Origin of the sequence: Pseudomonas sp. 43A, assembly GCF_013363935.1 — a bacterium.
GTDB lineage: Bacteria > Pseudomonadota > Gammaproteobacteria > Pseudomonadales > Pseudomonadaceae > Aquipseudomonas > Aquipseudomonas crudilactis.
In genome coordinates this window covers 6,630,045-6,650,315 of the sequence record NZ_CP054880.1, presented here as the reverse complement: position 1 = coordinate 6,650,315, position 20,271 = coordinate 6,630,045, and the positions used below count along the sequence as shown (strand labels likewise).

Here is a 20,271-nt window from a genome sequence, read left to right as displayed (position 1 = left end):
ACTGATTGGGGGATGCTGTAGAGGTACGCCGACCTGAAAGTGCTGTGTTGAATCCATAATCGACTCGATCTTTCAGGTCGGTGTACGGCTCAAGACACCTCGGTCGGCCCCCTCTCCCAAAGGGAGAGGGGACTGATTGGGGGATGCTGCAGAGGTACGCCGACCTGAAAGTGCTGTGTTGAATCCATAATCGACTCGATCTTTCAGGTCGATGTACGGCTCAAGACACCTCGGTCGGCCCCCTCTCCCAAAGGGAGAGGGGACTGATTGGGGGATGCTGCAGAGGTACGCCGACCTGAAAGTGCTGTGTTGAATCCATAATCGACTCGATCTTTCAGGTCGATGTACGGCTCAAGACACCTCGGTCGGCCCCCTCTCCCAAAGGGAGAGGGGACTGATTGGGGGATGCTGCAGAGGTACGCCGACCTGAAAGTGCTGTGTTGAATCCATAATCGACTCGATCTTTCAGGTCGATGTACGGCTCAAGACACCTCGGTCGGCCCCCTCTCCCTCCGGGAGAGGGCTGGGGTGAGGGTCGGCTTTTACGCTTTTATCTCCACCTCGCCCAAATGCCCGCCATACGGCCCGAAACTCCGCTCGACCATCCGCCGCGACCCATCCGCCTTCACGATCAACGCCGAACTCGCCCGCGTGCCGTAACTCTGGCTGGCAATAAACACACTCGACAACAATGACTCCGTCGCCATGCCCACCCCGGTATCTGGCAATTCCGCTTCCGGCGCGGTCTGGGCATCGCTTAGCAAATCGAGCAAGTGCTGCGGTTGCGGATCATCCAGCACCGCACTCAACCCAGCCTTGGCCTTCAGCAACTTCGGCCACGGCGTATCCAGCCCGGCATTCGATAACCCGTAGACGCCCGATTCCAGCATCACCGGCTCCGACATCCGCGCATTGAAGTGCCACAGCTCATGACTATTGCCGAGCAGCAGATTAAACCCGGCATATTCCGCCGAACGCCCGACCACATCGCTCAAATAATCATCAATCGACGCATCGCCCGTGAGAAACCGCGCCACCAACTCGCCCCGCGACTTGCGTGCCGGCGGCTGCTGCGGATCGCGAATATTGGTCAGCGCGGCAAAGCGCCCGTTGGCGCCGATCCCCAGCCAGGTGCCGCCGGCTTCAAGATCACGCCCCGCGTGCACATGCGGCGCCTCCGGCCATTGCGCCAAGGGCAGGCTCGGCCGGGCGTAAAACTCGTCACGGTTGGCCGCGACGATCAGCGGCAGGGCATGGTCCGGCCGCCAGGCGAAAACAATCAGGCACATAAGGTAGTCCTTGTGTGTTTTTTGCTCACTCTACGCATCCCGCGTCCGTGCATCCATCGCCAGTGGAGCCAAAGGGTGTGCATCCGTTACCATGCCGCTCCGGTTTTGCGGATGCGGTCTGGGGAGACGGTCATGGAATTTCTGCTCTATCTGGCGCTGGGCGCCTGTGCGGGCGTGCTGGCCGGACTGTTTGGCGTCGGCGGCGGGATCATCATCGTGCCGGTGCTGGTGTTCAGTTTCACCTTGCAGGGCTTTGATCAGTCGATCCTCACCCATCTGGCGGTTGGCACGTCGCTGGCGACGATCATCTTCACCTCGGTCAACGCCGTGCGTGAGCATCATCGACGAGGCGCGGTGCGCTGGCCGATCTTCATGTGGATGGCCGTCGGCATTCTGCTCGGTGCAGGCTTCGGCGCGCTGACTGCAGAAGCGATCTCCGGCCCGCACTTGCAAAAGATCATCGGCGTGTTCGCCTTGATCATCTCGGTGCAACTGGCGCTGGACATTAAACCCAAGGCCAGCCGAACGGTGCCGGGTAAACTCGGTCTGACCGTGGCCGGCAGCATCATCGGCTGGGCCTCGGCGATTTTTGGCGTGGGCGGCGGTTCGCTGACCGTGCCGTTCCTGACCTGGCGCAGCGTGCCGATGCAGCAAGCGGTGGCGACCTCGTCGGCCTGCGGGCTGCCAATCGCGCTGGTCAGTGCATTAAGTTTCATGATTCTGGGGTGGCACGATCCGTTGTTGCCGGCCCATAGTCTCGGTTTTGTGTATTTGCCTGCGTTGTTGGGCATTGCCCTGACCAGTATGGTCTTCGCCCGCATTGGCGCGCGTTTGGCGCATCGGTTGTCGCCGCGCTTGCTGAAACGGCTGTTCGCCGCTTTGCTGTTCAGCGTGGGTGTGAGCTTCCTGCTTTAATCGCGTCGCAATCCTGGCTTAATCCTGAGGTGGCAGCGTCGCCCGGGAATTTTGGTTTCAACTCTAACAAGGAGTCGCAATGCTGCCTTACCCGCAGATCGACCCGGTGGCCCTGGCCATCGGTCCGCTGAAAATCCACTGGTACGGTCTGATGTACCTGATCGGCATCGGCGGTGCGTGGCTGCTGGCGTCGCGCCGGCTCAACCGTTTCGACCCGACCTGGACCAAGGAGAAACTCTCCGATCTGATCTTCTGGCTATCGATGGGCGTGATCGTTGGCGGACGTCTGGGTTACGTGCTGTTCTACGATCTGAGCGCTTATCTGGCCAACCCGACACTGATTTTCGAAGTGTGGAAGGGCGGCATGTCGTTCCATGGTGGCTTTATCGGCGTGATGCTGGCCGCGTTGTGGTTTGGCAAGCGTAACGGCAAGTCGTTCTTCCAGCTGATGGACTTCGTTGCGCCGATGGTGCCGATCGGTCTGGGTGCCGGGCGCATCGGTAACTTCATCAACGCGGAGTTGTGGGGCAAGGCGACCGACGTGCCGTGGGCCATGGTCTTCCCGCCATTCAGCGATCCGGCGCAACTGCCGCGTCACCCGTCGCAGCTGTATCAGTTCGCGCTGGAAGGCGTGGCGCTGTTCCTGATTCTGTGGATTTTCTCGCGCAAACCGCGTCCGACCATGGCCGTATCGGGCATGTTCGCGCTGTTCTACGGCATCTTCCGGTTCATCGTCGAATTCGTTCGCGTGCCGGATGCGCAGCTGGGCTACTTGGCCTGGAACTGGCTGACGATGGGCCAGGTGCTCTGCGTGCCGATGATCGTCGGCGGGCTGTTCCTGATCTGGCTGGCCTATCGTCGCGCACCGGCAGCACCGCTCGCGCCGACGGCTTAAACTACGAACCCCGGCGCGCGACGCCGGGGCTCAAAGGACACAGGTAACTCATGAAGCAATATCTCGAACTGGTCTCGCACGTCATTCAGAACGGCACCAAACAAGCCAACCGCACCGGCATCAACACCATCAGCTTCCCGGGTGCGATGCTGCGTTTCGATCTGCAGGAAGGTTTTCCGGCGATCACCACGCGCAAAATGGCCTTCAAATCGGCCATCGGCGAGATGTGCGGTTTTCTCCGTGGTGTGAACAACGCCGCTGAATTCCGTGCGCTGGGCTGCAAGGTCTGGGACCAGAACGCCAACGAAAACGCGCAGTGGCTGGCCAACCCGTTCCGTCAGGGCGACGACGACCTCGGCGAAATCTACGGCGTGCAATGGCGCAAATGGCCGGCGTACAAGCAGATCCCGCTGAGCAACACCGCCGCCATCGAACAAACCCTGGCCAACGGCTACAAGCAGATCGCTCAGGGCGAAGAAGACGGCCAGGCCTACGTGGTGCTGTACAAAGCCATCGATCAGGTGCGCCAGTGCGTCGACACGATCATCAACGATCCGGGCAGCCGCCGTATTCTGTTCCACGGCTGGAACGTCGCCCAGTTGGATGAAATGGCCCTGCCGCCGTGCCATCTGCTGTACCAGTTCCACCCGAATGTCGAGACCAAAGAGATTTCTCTGACCCTCTACATCCGCTCAAACGATCTGGGTCTGGGCACGCCGTTCAACCTCACCGAAGGCGCCGCGCTGCTGAGCCTGATCGGTCGCCTGACCGGTTACACGCCGCGCTGGTTCACCTATTTCATCGGTGATGCACACGTCTACGAGAACCATCTGGACATGCTCAACGAACAGCTCAAGCGTGAGCCGTTCGCCATGCCGAAGCTGAATATCTCGGATCGTGTGCCGGAGTTTGCCAAGACTGGCGTGTACCAGCCGGAATGGCTGGAGCTGGTCGAGCCGAGCGACTTTTCGCTGGAAGGCTACGAGCATCACGCGCCAATGACCGCGCCGATGGCGGTCTGACAAGCAATACGCAATACCCCTGTGTAGGAGCTGCCGAAGGCTGCGATCTTTTGATCTTGCTGTTTATAAGATCAAAAGATCGCAGCCTGCGGCAGCTCCTACATTTGGTTTTGTGTTGGGCTCAATGGCCGTGGCTGCGGCCCACATGGGAATGCTCAACCTCCGTCGCGACAACCCCGCCACTCACTTCCAGCCGCTGCAAAATCCCGCATTGATCGGCCATCGGCCCTTCGCCACACCGTTGGCGCAGGTCGAGCAGCTGTGTCTGCAACGCCAATAACCCATCAATCCGCGCCTTCACATGCTGAATGTGTTCGTCGATCAGCGTATTCACGCTTTCACACTGATCCTGCGGGCTGTCACGCATGGCCAACAGGCTGCGGATTTCTTCGAGGGTCATGTCGAGGGTGCGGCAGTTGCGGATGAAGGTCAGGCGTTCGGCGTGGGCCTGGGTGTAAACGCGGTAGTTGCCGTCGCTGCGGGCCGGCTCTGGCAGGAGGTTTTCGCGCTCGTAGTAGCGGATGGTTTCCACGGCGCAGTCGGTGAGTTTGGCCAGTTCTCCGATCTTCATGACGACAATCTCCAAAAGGGTGCTTGACCCTATAGTGGCTACAGGGTCTTTACTTGGCAACAGGCACCTTCATGGACGCGACCAATGAGCGATTCCCAGCACACCCACAAGCCCGGCGACGGCCACGATCACAGTCATAAATTGCAGCCTGTGCATAAGCATTCACATGGCGGCGATTCCTGCTGCGGGTCGAAAGTCGCAGCACCGGCACCGGTTCATGCGCACGAAGATTCCTGCTGCTCGTCGAACGCCGCCGCGCCTGCGTTGGTGCAACTGAGCGAAAAGACCACCGCCGACGCGCGGCTGAGCAGTTTCCGCATCGAGGCGATGGACTGCCCGACCGAGCAGACGCTGATCCAGAACAAGCTCGGCAAACTCTCCGGCGTGCAGCAACTGGAATTCAACCTGATCAACCGCGTGCTCGGCGTGACCCACAATTTGCCGGGTACCGAGCCGATCACCGAGGCAATCAAATCCCTCGGCATGCACGCCGAACCGCTGGAGGCGGGCGTCGAAGCGCCAGCCCCGGCACCGGTGAAAAAACACTGGTGGCCGCTGGCGTTGTCCGGTGTCGGCGCGCTCGCCGCTGAAGTCATCCACTTCACCAACGCCGCGCCAACCTGGGTGGTAGCGATCATCGCGCTGGTGTCGATCCTCAGCGGTGGCCTGACCACTTACAAAAAGGGCTGGATCGCCCTGAAGAACCGCAATCTCAACATCAACGCACTGATGAGCATCGCCGTCACCGGTGCCATCCTCATCGGCCAGTGGCCGGAAGCGGCGATGGTGATGTTCCTGTTCACCGTCGCCGAGTTGATCGAAGCGCGCTCGCTGGACCGTGCGCGCAACGCGATCAGTGGTCTGATGCAGATGACGCCGGAGCAAGCGACGGTGTTGCAGGCTGACGGTTCGTGGATTGAACAAGACGTAAAAAGCGTCGAACTCGGCGCCCGCGTGCGGGTGAAACCGGGCGAGCGTATTGCGCTGGACGGTGAAGTGCTCAGCGGCAACTCGACCATCGACCAGGCGCCGATCACCGGGGAAAGCCTGCCGGTGGAAAAAACCGTAGGCGACAAAGTCTTCGCTGGCACCATCAATCAGGCCGGTTCGCTGGAATACGCGGTCACCGCAGCGGCGAACAACTCGACGTTGGCGCGCATTATTCACGCGGTCGAACAGGCTCAGGGCGCGCGCGCACCTACTCAGCGCTTCGTCGATCAGTTCTCGAAAATCTACACGCCCGTGGTGTTCGTCTTTGCCTTGGCCGTGGCGATCATTCCGCCGCTGTTCATGGGCGCTGTGTGGTTCGACTGGATCTACCGCGCGCTGGTGTTGCTGGTGGTCGCGTGCCCATGCGCACTGGTGATTTCCACTCCGGTGACCATTGTCAGCGGCCTTGCGGCAGCGGCGCGCAAAGGCATTCTGGTCAAGGGCGGCGTGTACCTGGAGGGCGGTTTCAAGCTCGATTATCTGGCGCTGGATAAAACCGGGACGATCACCCACGGCAAACCGGTGCAGACTGATTACCTGTCCCTCGATCCGACCGCCGATGCCACGGCCCCGGCCATCGCCGCTGCATTGGCCGGTCGCTCCGACCACCCGGTGTCGCTGGCCATCGCCAACGCTGCTGCGGATAAAAACTTTGCAGCGCTGATTGTGGATAACTTCGAAGCGTTGGGCGGGCGTGGCGTCAAAGGTGAAATCAACGGTCAGACCTACCACTTGGGCAACCATCGACTGGTCGAAGAACTCGGCCTGTGCTCGCCAGCACTGGAAGAAAAACTCTTTGCGCTGGAGAAACAGGGCAAATCCGTGGTGTTGCTGCTCGACAGTTCCGGGCCGCTGGCGCTGTTCGCCGTGGCCGACACCGTCAAGGAAACCAGCCGCGAAGCGATCCGTCAGTTGCATGAACTCGGGGTGAAAACCCTGATGCTCACTGGCGACAACGTCCACACCGCCCAGGCAATTGCCGCGCAGGTCGGCATCGACGAGGCTCGCGGTGATTTGCTGCCAACCGACAAACTGCAAGCCATTGAAGATCTGTACAAGCAGGGCCATCGTGTGGGCATGGTTGGCGACGGCATTAACGACGCCCCGGCACTGGCCCGCGCCGAGATCGGTTTTGCCATGGCCGCTGCCGGCACCGATACGGCGATCGAAACCGCCGATGTCGCCCTGATGGACGATGATCTGCGCAAGATCCCGGCATTCATCAGCCTGTCGCGCAACACCGCAAGCATCCTGAAACAGAACATCGCGCTGGCCCTGGTGATCAAAGCGATCTTTCTTGCGGTAACCTTCGCCGGGCTCGCCACCATGTGGATGGCGGTGTTCGCCGACATGGGCGTGAGCCTGTTGGTGGTGTTCAACGGTTTGCGCCTGCTGCGCAAATAGATGAGGAAAGGTTGTGCTGAGTGCCGAGTTGAAAGCGTTTTACATGGTCGCCCGCCTGGGCAGCATCACGCTGGCGGCGAAAAAACTCGGCCTCAGCCAACCCACCGTGACCACGCAGATCCGCCATCTGGAAAGTCAGTATTCGGTGGAACTGTTCTACCGTGGCGGCCGGCGCTTGAGCGTCAGCGACGAAGGCGCGCGGTTGCTGCCGATGGTCAAGACGCTGCTGCAGCAGGAGGCCGACATCGAGTTTTTCCTGCGCAACAGCGGTCAGGTGCAGGGCACGTTGCGCATAGCCGCGACGGCGCCGTATTACATCCTCGATCTGGTGAAGACCTTTCGCGAGCGTCTGCCGCAAGTGGAAGTGTCGGTGGAAATCGGCAATTCACAGCAGGTGCTCGAAGCACTGGAGGATTACCGGGTGGATATTGCTGCGTCGTCGCAATTGCTCGATGACGCGCGGTTGATTCGACGGGTGCTCGGGACGGATCCGCTGGTGTTGGCGGTGCATCGCAACCATCCGTTGGCGGCGCAGGAGCATGTGGCATTGAGTGCGCTGGCCGGGCATACCTTGTTGATGCGCGAGTCGGGTTCGACCACGCGGCGGCTGACTGAAGAGTTGCTGGCCAGCGCCGGGGTCAGTTTCGGTCCGTTGCTGGAGATTGGCAGCCGTGAGTCGATTCGTGAGGCGGTGTTGCGCAATATCGGCATCAGCATCATTGCCCGGCAGGAAGTGCCGCATGATCCGCAGTTGCGCGTGCTGACGATCGAGAATGCGCCGCAGATTCCTGAGTATCTGTATTGCCTGAAGGAGAGGAAGGGCGCGCGGTTGCCGGCGGCGTTCCTCGGGTTGGCGCAGGAAATGTCCCCGGCCTGAGATTTTCAGTGCCTGCGCCGGCCTCTTCGCGAGCAAGCTCGCTCCCACATTGGAATGCGTTCCCCCTGTGGGAGCGAGCTTGCTCGCGAAGGCGTCGGTTCAAACAACCCAAGACCTGAATCTTCTGAACCAAAATCCCCGAATACCACTATCGGTCGTTTTTGCCTCACTGCCACATGACGGACGCATTACAACTCTAGGATTGGCCCCATCTGCTTGATGAGGTCTGTCCATGAATCCTGCCATCGCAACTGCCCTGACCAACCCCGGTGCGCCGATGAAAGTGCGCGGCGTGCAGAAACGCTTCGGCGCGTTCACCGCGCTGGATAACGTCTCCCTCGACGTCGCTGCCGGTGAACTGGTGTGCCTGCTCGGCCCGTCGGGCTGCGGCAAAACCACGTTGCTGCGCTGCATCGCCGGTCTGGAGAAACAGGACAGCGGCGAGCTGTACCTCGGCGACCGCGACGTCTCGCACCTCGCCCCGCAAGCCCGCGACTACGGGATTTTGTTCCAGTCCTACGCGCTGTTTCCCAACCTGACCGTCGAAGCGAACATCGCCTACGGCCTCGCCGGCAGCGGTCGCGACGAAGTGCGCCGTCGTGTCGGCCAGATGCTCGAACTGGTCGGCCTTACCGGGAGCGAGAAAAAGTACCCCGGCCAATTGTCCGGCGGCCAACAGCAACGTGTCGCGCTGGCCCGCGCTCTGGCGCCTGCACCATCTCTGCTATTGCTCGACGAACCGATGTCCGCCCTCGACGCCCGCGTCCGCGAGCATCTGTGCACCGAGTTGCGCCAACTGCAGCGCAACCTTGGCATCACCACCCTGATGGTCACGCACAATCAGGACGAAGCCATGTTGATGGCCGACCGCATCGCCGTGATGAATAACGGCCGCGTCGAGCAATACGCCACCCCGCAGGAAATCTATAACCGCCCGGCCACACCGTTCGTGGCCGAGTTTGTCGGCCAGGGCAACTGGCTGCCGTTCCAGCGCAGCAGCGACAGCCACGCGCAGGTCGGCGGAATGAACCTGCGCCTCAGCGATGGCAGCGTTCAGCGTGCTTCGGGTCGTTTGTTCTGCCGCCCGGAGGCGATCAACGTCAATCCGCCGGTGCACGAAGAAAACCTGTTCCCGGCCAAAGTCCGCGAGATCACCTTCCTTGGCAACCGCTGCCGCATGAGTTTCGAACTCGATCAACTGCCTGGCCACGCCTTGCTCGCCGAACTCGCCCCGGAAGCCATGCCGCGCCTCGGCGCCCAGCAAATCATGGTCGCCTTGCCGCCGCGCAGCCTGCAGGTGTTTGCCTGATGAACAGCAACCTCGCGCTGCCGCTACCGCACAAGCAGGTGCGACAGTCCTCGAAAGCCGAGATCGGCGACCGCATTTTTGTCGTCGGTGGCAAAGTTCTCTTGCTGCTGTTGCTCGGCGTCGCGGTGTTGCTGCCGTTGTTGGCAATCTTCTGGCGCGGTTTCAGCAGTGAGGCCGGGCAGGGCGGTGGCTGGGTTGCGGCGAAGGAATTGGTGAGCAGCGAGAATTTTCACTGGTTGCTCGGCAACAGTCTGAAAGTTTCCCTCAGCGTTGCGGCCATCGTCGTACCGCTGGCTTACCTGTTTGCCTACGCGCTGCAACGCACAATGATTCCGGCGAAGGGCATCTGGCGCGGGATTTCCTTGCTGCCGCTGATGGCGCCGTCGATGCTGCCGGGGATTGCACTGGTCTATCTGTTCGGCAACCAGGGCATGTTGCGCGGACTGCTCTCGGACAACATTTATGGCTTCTGGGGGATTGTGCTGGGCGAGGTGATTTACACCTTCCCGCATGCGCTGATGATTCTGCTCTCGGCATTGTCGCTGGCCGATGCGCGATTGTTCGACGCTGCGTCGAGCATGGGCGCCAGTCCGGCCAAGGCGTTTCGCAGCATCACCTGGCCGGCGACGCGGCAGGCTGTGTTCGCTGCGTTCTGTCTGGTGTTCACCCTGACCATCACCGATTTCGGCGTGCCAGTGGTGGTCGGTGGTGACTATCAAGTGCTGGCGCTGGAAGCCTACAAAGCCGTGGTCGGCCAACAACAATTCGGTCGCGGTGCGTTGATCGGCATGGTGCTGTTGCTGCCGGCGCTGTTCAGCTTTGGCGTCGATGCGTGGCTGCGTCGGCGTCACGGCGACTCCATGAGCGGCCGCGCTCAAGTGTTCAAACCGGCACCGTCGAAACTGCGCGATGGCTGCTATCTGGCGATTGTTCTGCTGATCAGCGCGGCGTTGATTCTGGTGTTCGGCATGGCGGTGTTCTCCTCTCTGGTGAAGTTCTGGCCATACAACCTGTCGCTGTCGCTCAACCACTACCAGTTCAACGAAACCGCCGGCGGTGGCTGGCTGGCCTACAGCAACAGTTTGAAGATGGCGCTGGGCACGGCGTTGATCGGCAGCGTGCTGATTTTCACCGGCGCTTACCTGATGGAGAAAACCCGCAGCCAGCGCGGACTCAACCTGGCCCTGCGCATGCTCAGTTTTGTGCCGATGGCGGTGCCGGGGCTGGTGCTCGGTCTGGGTTACGTCTTCTTCTTCAACCTCACGGGTAACCCGCTGCATGTGCTCTACGGGACGATGACGCTGCTGATCGTCTGCACGATTGCGCACTACCTGACCACTGCCCAAATGACCGCGACCACTGCATTGCGCCAACTCGACGCCGAGTTCGAAGCCGCCGCGTTGTCGCTGAAGGCGCCGCTGTATCGGCACTACCTGCGCGTCACCGTGCCGATCTGCCTGCCGGCGCTGCTCGACATTGTGCGCTACCTGTTCGTCTCGGCGATGACCACCGTGTCGGCGGCGATCTTCCTCTACAGCCCCGACACCATCCTCGCAGCAGTCGCGGTGTTGAACATGGATGACGCCGGCAACGTTGGCGGCGCGGCGGCGATGTCGACTCTGATTCTGTTCACCTCGGCGGGCGTGTCCTTGCTGCTGGCGTGGGCTTCGCGCGGCTTGCTGCGCCGTTCCCAAGCCTGGCGGCAAACCGCGCCCGGTCACTGATTCAACTCACCTACAGGAAAACGATCATGTTCAAGCCTATGGCCCTGGCCGCTGCTGTGCTCGCTACTTTCAGCCTGAATGCCTTCGCGGCAAAAACCGAGTTGATGGTGTACACCGCCCTCGAAGCCGAGCAACTGAAGTCCTACAAAGAAGCCTTTGAAAAGGCCAACCCGGACGTCGAGATCAAATGGGTGCGTGATTCCACCGGGATCATCACCGCCAAACTGCTCGCCGAAAAAGCCCGCCCGCAGGCTGACGCCGTTTGGGGCCTGGCCGCTTCGAGCCTGGCGATCCTCGATCAGCAAGGCATGCTGCAAAGCTACGCGCCGAAGGACCTCGGCAAGATCGGCGCGAACTACCGCGACGCTGCCAACCCGCCAGCCTGGGTCGGTATGGATGTGTGGGCCGCAACGATTTGCTTCAACACCGTCGAAGCCGAGAAGCAGGGCCTGACTAAACCGGTGAGCTGGCAGGATCTGACCAAGCCTGAGTACAAGGGCAAGATCGTCATGCCGAACCCGGCGTCGTCCGGCACCGGTTTTCTCGACGTCAGCGCTTGGCTGCAAACCTTCGGCGAGAAGCAGGGTTGGGCGTACATGGACGGTCTGCACCAGAACATCGGCCAATACGTTCACTCCGGTTCCAAGCCTTGCAAACTGGCGGCGGCGGGGGAATTCCCGATCGGCATTTCTTTCGAGTATCCAGCCGTACAGTTGAAGCGTCAGGGCGCGCCGCTGGACATCATCCTGCCGAAGGAAGGTCTGGGCTGGGAGATCGAAGCGACCGCTGTGATCAAAGGCACGCCGCATGAAGAGGCGGCGAAGAAACTCGCCGACTTCTCCGCCAGCGCTGAGGCGATGGATCTGTACAAGGAGAACTTCGCTGTTCTTGCGCAACCGGGTATCGCCAAGCCGCAGACCGAATTGCCGGCGGATTACGAGCAGCGTTTGATCAAGAACGACTTTGCCTGGGCCTCGAAGAATCGTGACGAGATTCTGACCGAGTGGCGCAAGCGTTATGACGGCAAGTCCGAGAAAGTGGTTGCCAAGTAAGATTTTTATCGACTGACAGGGCCTCATCGCGAGCAGGCTCACTCCTACAGGGGAACGCATTCCAACTGTAGGAGTGAGCCTGCTCGCGATTGCGGTCTTTCATTCAGGACATCATCCAGATGACACAACACCAAGACCTGCTCATCGTCGGCGCCGGCATTCTGGGCCTGTCCCACGCCTACGCCGCCGCCAAACGCGGCCTCAAGGTCGCCGTTTTCGAACGCACCGCCACGCCGCTGGGCGCCTCGGTGCGCAACTTCGGCCAGGCCCTGGTCACCGGCCAACCGCCGGGCCCAATGCTCGAACTGGCCAAGGCCAGCCGCGAGATATGGGGTGACTGGGCACAACTCGCCGGGCTGCAAATCAAACGCAACGGCTCCTACTTGTTTGCCCGCACCGAAGCCGAAGAACATCTGCTCGAAGCCTTCTGCAACGGTCGCGCCGTGGAACACGGTTACAACATCCAGTTGCTGCGCGGCGCTGCCTTGCGCGATCTGTATAACGGCCAGTTCAGCCATCACCGCGCCGCGTTGCACGGCATGGACGATCAACAGCTGTATTCGCGCGAAGCGATTACGGCACTGATCGATTACCTGCGCCGCGACCTCGGCGTCGAGTTCCACTTCTCCACCCTGGTACGCGACGTCGAGCCGGGACATCTGCACAGCACCGCCGGCAGTTTTACCGCGAAGCAGATCATCGTCTGCTCCGGCCACGACTATCAGACCCTGCTGGCCGAACCGATCGCCGCGCTCGACCCGCAAATCTGCCGCCTGCAAATGCTCCGCGCCAAACCGCAGATCGATCTCAATCTGCAACACGCCTTGCTCACCGGCCTGAGCTGCGTGCACTACGGCGCCTTCGCCGATCTGCCGGAAGCGGCGGCGGTGCAGGCGCAGATCCTCCGTGAGCAACCGCACCTGCACGACAACGGCATCCACCTGCTGATCAGTCCGACACCGCACGGCGAACTGATCATCGGCGACTCGCACCATTACGGCAGCGACCCTTCACCGTTCAACGCTGAGCAGGTGGATGACTGGATGATCGAGTTGGCCGAGCAGACGCTGGGCTGCAAGGTGCAAGTGGTCGAGCGCTGGCAGGGCGTCTATGGTTCCCGGGGGCCGGGGCCGTTTTCGTTCCTGCGCCCGGCACCCGGTTTGAATGTGGCGCTGATGCACACCGGCGTCGGCATGAGCGTCGGCCCGGCAATGGCTGAACGCAACGTTGCGCAGTTGCTGGAGGAAATTTGATGACAGGTCACGAGCAAACCGTCGCCAAGGTATTCGCACTGTATGAACGCTTTGGCACCCACGATTACATCGGCGAACCGGTGTCGCAGATCGAGCACATGTCCCAGGCTGCCGAACTCGCGATCGCCGAAGGTTTTGATGATGAAGTGGTGCTCGCGGCGTTCTTTCATGACATCGGCCATCTGTGTGCCGAGGGCGCAGAGAACATGGGCGGGTATGGCGTGGTCAGCCATGAACGCCTGGGTGCGGATTATTTGCGTGAGGCCGGTTTCAGCGAGCGTATGGCGCGGCTGGTGGAATATCACGTGCAGGCCAAGCGGTATCTGACGTTGCGTGAGCCTGGGTATTTCGAGCGGTTAAGAGAGGCGAGTCAGCGGACGTTGGCGTATCAGGGTGGGGTGATGACGGAGGCTGAGGCGGATGTGTTTGAGCGTGATCCGTTGTGTGCGGTGAGTTTGCGCATGCGGCAGTGGGATGAGTTGGCCAAGGAGACGGCGGTGCCGGTTATTGATTTGGCGGTTCTCAAGCGCAAGGCTGAGGTTTTATTGGCGGCTGAGTGATTGTCACCCTCACCCCAGCCCTCTCCCGGAGGGAGAGGGGGCCGATTTTCATGCCTTTCAAAACTGAGTTCGACTGGATATCTCAGGTCGACGTATGACGGAAGAACAACACGGTCAGCTCCCTCTCCCTCTGGGAGAGGGCTGGGGTGAGGGTCGGCGTCTACAGCTCAAGCACCTTCCCCACCAACGCCTCAATCTGCTCCTGCCTTTCCCCCTGATTCAACTTCGCCTGCGGATTCAACGACGACCACTGCGGATGCGCCCGCGCCTTGTTCAGCGCTTCAGGCAACTTGCCCTCACGCCAGGTTTTGTCCTGTGGCGTCGCCACCTGAACCGCATCCATCGCCGCATGCCCACGCTGATCCAGCGCCACCACCAACTGCCGCTGGCGCAACGCCAACAACCGCAACACACCATCATCCACCGTCAACTCACGCTGCCCTTTGATCTTGCCCAGCAACCGGCTGCCATAGCTGCGCGCCGTTTGTAGCGCACCACCGGCAATCGCCCCCGCCAACGCCGCAGCGCCGAGGGTAATCCCGCCAACCAGCAAATCCACACCAGCCCCCGCCGCCGCACCGGCAGCAATGCCGCCGCCCACCCGTACGCCGAGCTGCTTCAAGGTTTCCGGGTTGAACAGGTCGTCGCCCCAGCGTCCATCGAGCAATGGCAGATCACTCGCCGCCGCGTCCTGTGGACGAAACGCATACAGCTTGAGCAACGCCTCAACACACTTCTGCTCACGCTGACGCACAGCCTTGCGCAGCTCGCTGATCGCTTGCTGTTCCTGCTCGGCTTCGCTGACCACACTGCGCCGACACGCCGCACAGTCGATCAACAATTCAGCAATCAACCGCGCCGCACTTTGCTGACGCGCCAGGCGCTGAGCCTGTTGATCAGCAATCAAGCGTTCCAGTTGCGGACGAGCGTTTTCCAGCAGCAGCGCCAGACTTTCATACAGCCGCCGCTCGCCATCTTCCGGCGGCGCCACACTGTCGAAACGCACCAGTGCATGCAGCCCAAGCCGTGCCAACGCCTCACGCCAATCCGGTTCGCGATGGTTGGCACTGCTGACGAAATTCAGCACCGGCAGCAGCGGTTTGCCGCAACTGGCGAGCACTTCCAGTTCGTCGCGGTACTTGGCCAACACCGGTTCGCGGGCATCAATCACATACAAACCGGCGTCGGAAGCGAGTAATTGCCGCAGTACTTTAGCTTCCTGCTCAAAGCGCTGGCGTGCCTCGCTGCCGTCGAGAAACCGCGCCAGCCTTGCCGGGCCATCGAGGCGTTCGCCGGGGCGTTCCAGACGCTCGAGAAAGTCGAGCAGGGCGATGGCGTCTTCCAGCCCAGGTGTGTCGTAGAGATCGAGCAACGGCTCGCCATCCACCGACAACCGCGCACCCTCGACATGCCGCGTGGTGCTCGGGCGATGCGAGACTTCGCCGAAGCCGACATCGCGGGTCAGCGTGCGCAGCAGCGAGGTCTTGCCGACGTTGGTATGGCCGACCACTGCGAGTTTCAGCGGCGCTTTCCAGGCATCAGTCATGGCCAGTCTCCAGCCAGTTCAACGGCGCGCAATCGGCGAACTTCAGATCAAGCTGTTGCAGCGCAACGTGCCAGTCTCCGAGGCGCTCGGCATCCAGTGCTTCACCGGGCGGCGCTTGCAGCAGCCAGACGCGGGTTTCGCCCGCGCTGCGCGCCAGTTCGGCGATCAAGGCGAGGCTGCCGCGGTCCGGTGAACGCCGTGGGTCGCAGGCAATTGCCAGCCGTGCCGGCGGGAAGCGACTGAGTTGTTCGAGAAGTTTGTGCCGTGATTCGCGACTGTCGAGGATGCCGGCGTTGCTGACGTTTTTCGGCAGCGCTGGCGGCCATGGACGTTGTTCGTCGAGTTCGATGGCCACCAGCAATGCGCCTTCGCTGGCGAGTTCGCCGACGCTGCTTTCGACGCGATGCAACTGCGCAGGCTCCGGGTCGTTGACGCCAAGGCGTTCGCTGGTCGGCATCAAGCGTTCGCGCAGTTGCGCGTAGCCGGGCAGGTTCAGTTCCAGACGCAAGCGATCACGTCCACGCTTCCAGCGCCAACGGCAGAACAGCATCAGCAGCAGACGGGGGAGCACGCCATAGATCAGCACCGCGCCGACCAGCCATATTGCCCACATCTGGCGAACCAGGACACGGTTGTAATCGGTGTCCAGCGTCACGCGAATCATGTCCACGCTCGGCGCACTCCAGCCCAGCGCATGGGGAATGACCGTCAACGCATCAGTCAGTGCTGCGAAGAAGTCAGCGCCCAGCAGCGTGCTTTCCCAGATGAAGTCATATTGCCGAGTGGCCATCATCAATATCAGCATGCTCAGCGCGCTGAACATGATCAGCAGCCACAGGCCATTGACCAGTGAGCCAATCGCCCAGCGATTGAGTTTGTGGCGTTGCAGCAGGACCAGTAATGCGGGGGGTAATTGCGCGGCTTTGGCGTCCCGGGCAAATTTCTCGCTAAGCCACAGCCACAACCTGCCAAGCGCTGCCGCATGTTCGCCAGCGAATAGCAGGCCGAATGCCCAGCTCAGCAGCAGGATCAGATTGACCCCGAGCAAGGTGCCCAGCGCCCAGAAAATGTTAACCGCTCGCGTACCGTCGCCGAGCGCAGAAAATGCCATGCCAGCCCCGGTGACGCAGGCCAGCACCACCATCAATAGCAGTGCCAGGCGCGCGCCTTGCAGCCAGTGTTTGAGGGCGGCCGTCAGCCCGTCACGTTCGGCCAGCCAGAGCGCCCGGCGCTGAATGCGGCTTGGCAGATCGCCGCCGGCGGTGCGGGCCAGACGATTGGCTTCCAGATCATCCAAGGGGCCTGCGTGTTCTTCGCGCAGGCGCACGGTCTCGGTGAGCCAGAGGTTTTGCAGTGGAGTCAGTTCAGTCACGCGGCATCCCGTCGCTCAATTGAGCGCTGAGCATAACCGCTGTGGCGCTTATCGGGGTAAGCGCGGCTCTGGTATCCTCGCCGGCATGACTAAATCACTCCCCCTCAGCCTGATCGCAGCCCTCGGTGAAAACCGCGTGATCGGCGTCGACAACAGCATGCCCTGGCACCTGCCGGGGGACTTCAAATACTTCAAGGCCACGACCTTGGGCAAGCCGATCATCATGGGTCGCAAGACCTGGGATTCGCTCGGCCGACCATTGCCGGGGCGCTTGAACATTGTGGTCAGCCGTCAGGCCGATCTGGTGCTCGAAGGGGCGGAAGTTTATCCGTCGCTGGAAGCCGCGGTGGTTCGCGCCGAGGAATGGGCGAAAGAGCAGGGCGTTGATGAGCTGATGCTGATTGGCGGCGCGCAGTTGTACGCGCAAGGGCTGGCGCAGGCGGATCGTCTGTATCTGACTCGCGTGGCGTTGAGCCCGGAAGGGGATGCGTGGTTTCCGGAGTTTGATTTGCACCAGTGGAAGCTGGTTTCCAACGTTGAAAACCCGGCGGTTGAAGATAAGCCGGCGTACAACTTCGAAGTCTGGGAAAAAGCCTAAAAAGCATCGCGAGCAGGCTCACTCCTACAGGGAAACGCATTCCAATGTAGGAGCGAGCCTGCTCGCGAAAGCGGTCTGTCAGGCGCTACTTAAGCCTGAGCAAGTTCCGCATGCTCATCAGCATCCAGCAATTCTTTATCCGTCTGCTGCATCACCTGACTGGTAATCGCCCCAGCCGTGATCGCACCACTCACGTTCAACGCCGTACGCCCCATATCGATCAGCGGCTCAACCGAAATCAGCAACGCCACCAGTGACACCGGCAAGCCCATCGCCGGCAGCACGATCAGTGCCGCGAACGTCGCGCCACCACCGACACCGGCCACACCGGCCGAACTCAACGTCACAATCGCCACCAGCGTCGCGATCCACAGCGGATCCAGCGGGTTGATGCCTACGGTCGGCGCAACCATCACCGCCAACATTGCTGGGTACAAACCGGCGCAACCGTTCTGGCCGATGGTCGCACCGAACGATGCAGCAAAACTCGCCACCGACTGCGGAATCCCCAGACGCCGGGTCTGCGCTTCAATGCTCAGCGGAATGCTCGCCGCGCTGGAGCGGCTGGTGAACGCGAACGTCAGCACCGGCCAGATCTTGCGGAAGAAACGCAGCGGGTTGATCCCGGCGGCCGACACCAGCAAGCCGTGCACGACAAACATCAGGCCCAGACCGAGGTACGACACAACGACGAAGCTGCCGAGTTTGATGATGTCCTGCAGGTTGGAACCGGCGACCACTTTGGTCATCAGCGCCAGCACGCCGTAAGGGGTCAGTTTCATCACCAGTCGTACCAGACGCATCACCCAGGCTTGCAGGGTGTCGATGGCATTGATCACTTTCTGACCTTTCTCGACGTCATCCTTGAGCAGTTGCAGTGCAGCAACGCCGAGGAATGCTGCGAAAATCACCACGCTGATGATCGAGGTCGGCTTGGCCCGCGCCAAGTCGGCAAACGGGTTTTGCGGGATGAACGACAGCAGCAGTTGCGGCACATTCAGGTCGGCGACTTTGCCGGCGTAGTCGGTCTGAATGGTTTGCAGACGCGCCATTTCCTGGGTTCCGGCGACCAGACCTTCGGCGGTGAGGCCGAACAGGTTGGTCAGGCCGATGCCGATCAGCGCCGCAATCGCGGTAGTGAACAGCAGGGTGCCGATGGTCAGGAAGCTGATCTTGCCCAGCGACGAAGCGTTGTGCAGACGTGCCACGGCGCTGAGGATCGAGGCGAACACCAGCGGGATGACGATCATTTGCAGCAACTGCACGTAACCGTTGCCGACCAGATCGAACCAGCCGATCGAGGCCTTCAGCACCGGGTTGCCGGCACCGTAAACGGTGTGCAGGGTCACGCCGAACGCGACGCCCATCGCCAGTGCGAGCAGGACTTTTTTCGCCAGGCTCCAGGTGGTGTGGCGGGTTTGCGCCAGACCGAAGAGCAGGGCGAGGAACACCAGCAAGTTGAGAATCAACGGTAGGTTCATGAGAACTCCAGAAAGACTTTGCCAACAGCCTTCCGGGGCTGCTGCGAACCGGCAAGCCTAACAGCTTGATTTGCAATGATTTAATACCGAAATCTTAGGGCGTCCGTCGTTTTTGGAATAAGCCCGTGTCGCTCTCGGCAATGCATCTGGCGCGATAGGGACGTGGGCGGTCGCTGACAGACGAGGACTGTCACACATATTTGTTAGCGTCGATCTCTTTGAATCAGGGAGAAGAGGCTTATGAAGTTCGCACCGAAATTTCTGGCTGTCGCACTGGCTGTGGGCATGGGCCTGGCTTCTCAGGCGTTCGCCACCGACCTGAAACACTGGCCGGCCGATCAGGCCAAAGCGCTGGACGCGATGATCGCCGCCAACGCCAACAAGGGTAACTACGCGGTGTTCGACATGGACAACACCAGTTACCGCTACGACCTCGAAGAATCCTTGTTGCCGTTCATGGAAAACAAGGGCCTGATCACCCGCGACAAACTCGATCCTTCCCTGAAACTGATGCCGTTCAAGGACACCGCCGACCACAAGGAAAGCCTGTTCAGTTACTACTATCGCCTCTGCGAAGTCGACGATATGGTCTGCTATCCGTGGGTGGCACAGGTGTTCTCTGGCTTTACCCTCAAGGAACTCAAAGGCTACGTCGATGAGCTGATGGCTTCGGGCAAACCGGTGCCGGCGACGTATTACGAAGGCGATGTGGTGAAGAAACTCGACGTTAATCCGCCGAAAATCTTTACCGGTCAGCAAGAGCTGTACAACAAGCTGATGGAGAACGGCATCGAGGTCTACGTGATGACCGCGGCCTCTGAGGAGTTGGTGCGCATGGTCGCGGCGGATCCGAAGTACGGCTACAACGTCAAACCGCAGAACGTCATTGGCGTGACCACGCTGCTGAAGAACCGCGAAACCAACGAACTGACTACTGCGCGCAAGCAGATCACTGCCGGCAAATATGACGAGAAGGCCAACCTCGGCCTTGAGTTGACACCGTACCTGTGGACCCCGGCAACCTGGATGGCCGGCAAGCACGCAGCGATTCTGACCTACATCGATGAATGGAAAAAACCGGTGTTGGTCGGTGGCGATACCCCGACCAGCGACGGTTACATGCTGTTCCACGATGTCGATGTGGCCAAGGGCGGCATTCACTTGTGGATCAACCGCAAGGACAAGTACATGACGCAGTTGAACGGCATGATGGCCAAGCACGCGGCGGCGCAGGCGAAAGAAGGGTTGCCGGTGACGGCGGACAAGAATTGGGTGATCGTCAAGCCAGAAGAAATTCAGTAATCACCGCAGATCTAATGTGGGAGCGAGCTTGCTCGCGAATGCGTCGTGTCAGTCACCATTTGTATTTCTGACATGCCGCTTTCGCGAGCAAGCTCGCTCCCACAGTTTGAT

The 20,271-nt window shown here is 60.9% G+C and carries 17 protein-coding genes; 12 read left to right on the top strand and 5 right to left on the bottom strand.

Features of this window, described 5'->3' with window-relative positions; genetic code table 11:
• Positions 1–542 precede the first annotated feature (542 nt).
• A complete protein-coding gene (locus HUW52_RS29425) occupies positions 543–1,289 on the bottom strand; it encodes an NRDE family protein (protein ID WP_175555575.1) in 747 nt (248 codons plus the stop codon).
• 132 nt (positions 1,290–1,421) lie between these two features.
• Here HUW52_RS29425 and HUW52_RS29420 point away from each other — a divergent pair, with 132 nt between their 5' ends.
• From HUW52_RS29420 to HUW52_RS29410, 3 genes are all read left to right on the top strand, one after another.
• On the top strand, positions 1,422–2,204 hold the full coding sequence (locus HUW52_RS29420; protein WP_116028433.1) for a sulfite exporter TauE/SafE family protein: 783 nt from the start codon (positions 1,422–1,424) through the stop codon (positions 2,202–2,204).
• 79 nt (positions 2,205–2,283) lie between these two features.
• The gene (gene lgt, locus HUW52_RS29415; RefSeq protein ID WP_150793187.1) at positions 2,284–3,099 is read left to right on the top strand and encodes a prolipoprotein diacylglyceryl transferase; all 816 of its coding nucleotides are present in this window, start codon (positions 2,284–2,286) and stop codon (positions 3,097–3,099) included.
• 50 nt (positions 3,100–3,149) lie between these two features.
• Entirely contained in the window at positions 3,150–4,121 is a 972-nt protein-coding gene (locus HUW52_RS29410) for a thymidylate synthase (protein ID WP_175555574.1), read from the top strand.
• 121 nt (positions 4,122–4,242) lie between these two features.
• On the opposite strand, the gene cadR is transcribed toward HUW52_RS29410, so the two are convergent.
• Positions 4,243–4,692 (bottom strand): Cd(II)/Pb(II)-responsive transcriptional regulator, encoded by a 450-nt coding sequence (gene cadR / locus HUW52_RS29405; RefSeq protein WP_016983204.1) that lies wholly within the window; start codon positions 4,690–4,692, stop codon positions 4,243–4,245.
• A gap of 84 nt (positions 4,693–4,776) precedes the next feature.
• On the opposite strand from cadR, the gene HUW52_RS29400 reads away from it, so the two are divergent.
• The 7 genes from HUW52_RS29400 (at position 4,777) to HUW52_RS29370 (ending at position 13,861) form a co-directional block, all read left to right on the top strand.
• Positions 4,777–7,086: a heavy metal translocating P-type ATPase gene (locus HUW52_RS29400; protein WP_175555573.1), complete on the top strand. Its 2,310-nt coding sequence runs from the start codon at positions 4,777–4,779 to the stop codon at positions 7,084–7,086.
• Positions 7,087–7,099: 13 nt separating this feature from the next.
• Complete coding sequence (locus HUW52_RS29395; RefSeq protein ID WP_016983206.1) at positions 7,100–7,963, top strand: LysR family transcriptional regulator; 864 nt, start codon at positions 7,100–7,102, stop codon at positions 7,961–7,963.
• A gap of 232 nt (positions 7,964–8,195) precedes the next feature.
• Entirely contained in the window at positions 8,196–9,272 is a 1,077-nt protein-coding gene (locus HUW52_RS29390) for a putative 2-aminoethylphosphonate ABC transporter ATP-binding protein (RefSeq protein ID WP_016983207.1), read from the top strand.
• Complete coding sequence (locus tag HUW52_RS29385; RefSeq protein ID WP_175555572.1) at positions 9,272–10,996, top strand: putative 2-aminoethylphosphonate ABC transporter permease subunit; 1,725 nt, start codon at positions 9,272–9,274, stop codon at positions 10,994–10,996. Before HUW52_RS29390 ends, HUW52_RS29385 begins: the two co-directional genes overlap by 1 nt.
• Before the next feature lie 26 nt (positions 10,997–11,022).
• Positions 11,023–12,048 carry a putative 2-aminoethylphosphonate ABC transporter substrate-binding protein gene (locus HUW52_RS29380; protein WP_175555571.1) on the top strand — a complete coding sequence of 342 codons (1,026 nt, stop codon included), beginning with the start codon at positions 11,023–11,025 and terminating at the stop codon, positions 12,046–12,048.
• Between the two features lie 119 nt (positions 12,049–12,167).
• The gene (locus HUW52_RS29375; protein ID WP_175555570.1) at positions 12,168–13,301 is read left to right on the top strand and encodes a TIGR03364 family FAD-dependent oxidoreductase; all 1,134 of its coding nucleotides are present in this window, start codon (positions 12,168–12,170) and stop codon (positions 13,299–13,301) included.
• Positions 13,301–13,861, top strand: a complete 561-nt coding sequence (locus HUW52_RS29370; protein ID WP_175555569.1) for a phosphonate degradation HD-domain oxygenase — start codon at positions 13,301–13,303, stop codon at positions 13,859–13,861. Before HUW52_RS29375 ends, HUW52_RS29370 begins: the two co-directional genes overlap by 1 nt.
• Before the next feature lie 160 nt (positions 13,862–14,021).
• Here the strand turns inward: HUW52_RS29370 and HUW52_RS29365 are convergent, their stop codons facing one another.
• Positions 14,022–15,407, bottom strand: a complete 1,386-nt coding sequence (locus tag HUW52_RS29365; RefSeq protein ID WP_175555568.1) for a GTPase/DUF3482 domain-containing protein — start codon at positions 15,405–15,407, stop codon at positions 14,022–14,024.
• Positions 15,400–16,779 (bottom strand): DUF2868 domain-containing protein, encoded by a 1,380-nt coding sequence (locus tag HUW52_RS29360; protein WP_175555567.1) that lies wholly within the window; start codon positions 16,777–16,779, stop codon positions 15,400–15,402. Before HUW52_RS29360 ends, HUW52_RS29365 begins: the two co-directional genes overlap by 8 nt.
• Before the next feature lie 85 nt (positions 16,780–16,864).
• Between HUW52_RS29360 and HUW52_RS29355 the strand changes: the two genes are divergently transcribed.
• The gene (locus tag HUW52_RS29355) at positions 16,865–17,377 is read left to right on the top strand and encodes a dihydrofolate reductase (RefSeq protein ID WP_016983213.1); all 513 of its coding nucleotides are present in this window, start codon (positions 16,865–16,867) and stop codon (positions 17,375–17,377) included.
• 89 nt (positions 17,378–17,466) lie between these two features.
• On the opposite strand, the gene HUW52_RS29350 is transcribed toward HUW52_RS29355, so the two are convergent.
• Positions 17,467–18,858 (bottom strand): L-cystine transporter, encoded by a 1,392-nt coding sequence (locus HUW52_RS29350; RefSeq protein WP_175555566.1) that lies wholly within the window; start codon positions 18,856–18,858, stop codon positions 17,467–17,469.
• A 240-nt stretch (positions 18,859–19,098) separates the two neighbouring features.
• On the opposite strand from HUW52_RS29350, the gene HUW52_RS29345 reads away from it, so the two are divergent.
• Positions 19,099–20,160, top strand: a complete 1,062-nt coding sequence (locus HUW52_RS29345) for a haloacid dehalogenase-like hydrolase (protein WP_159811900.1) — start codon at positions 19,099–19,101, stop codon at positions 20,158–20,160.
• The last annotated feature ends 111 nt before the right edge of the window (positions 20,161–20,271 follow it).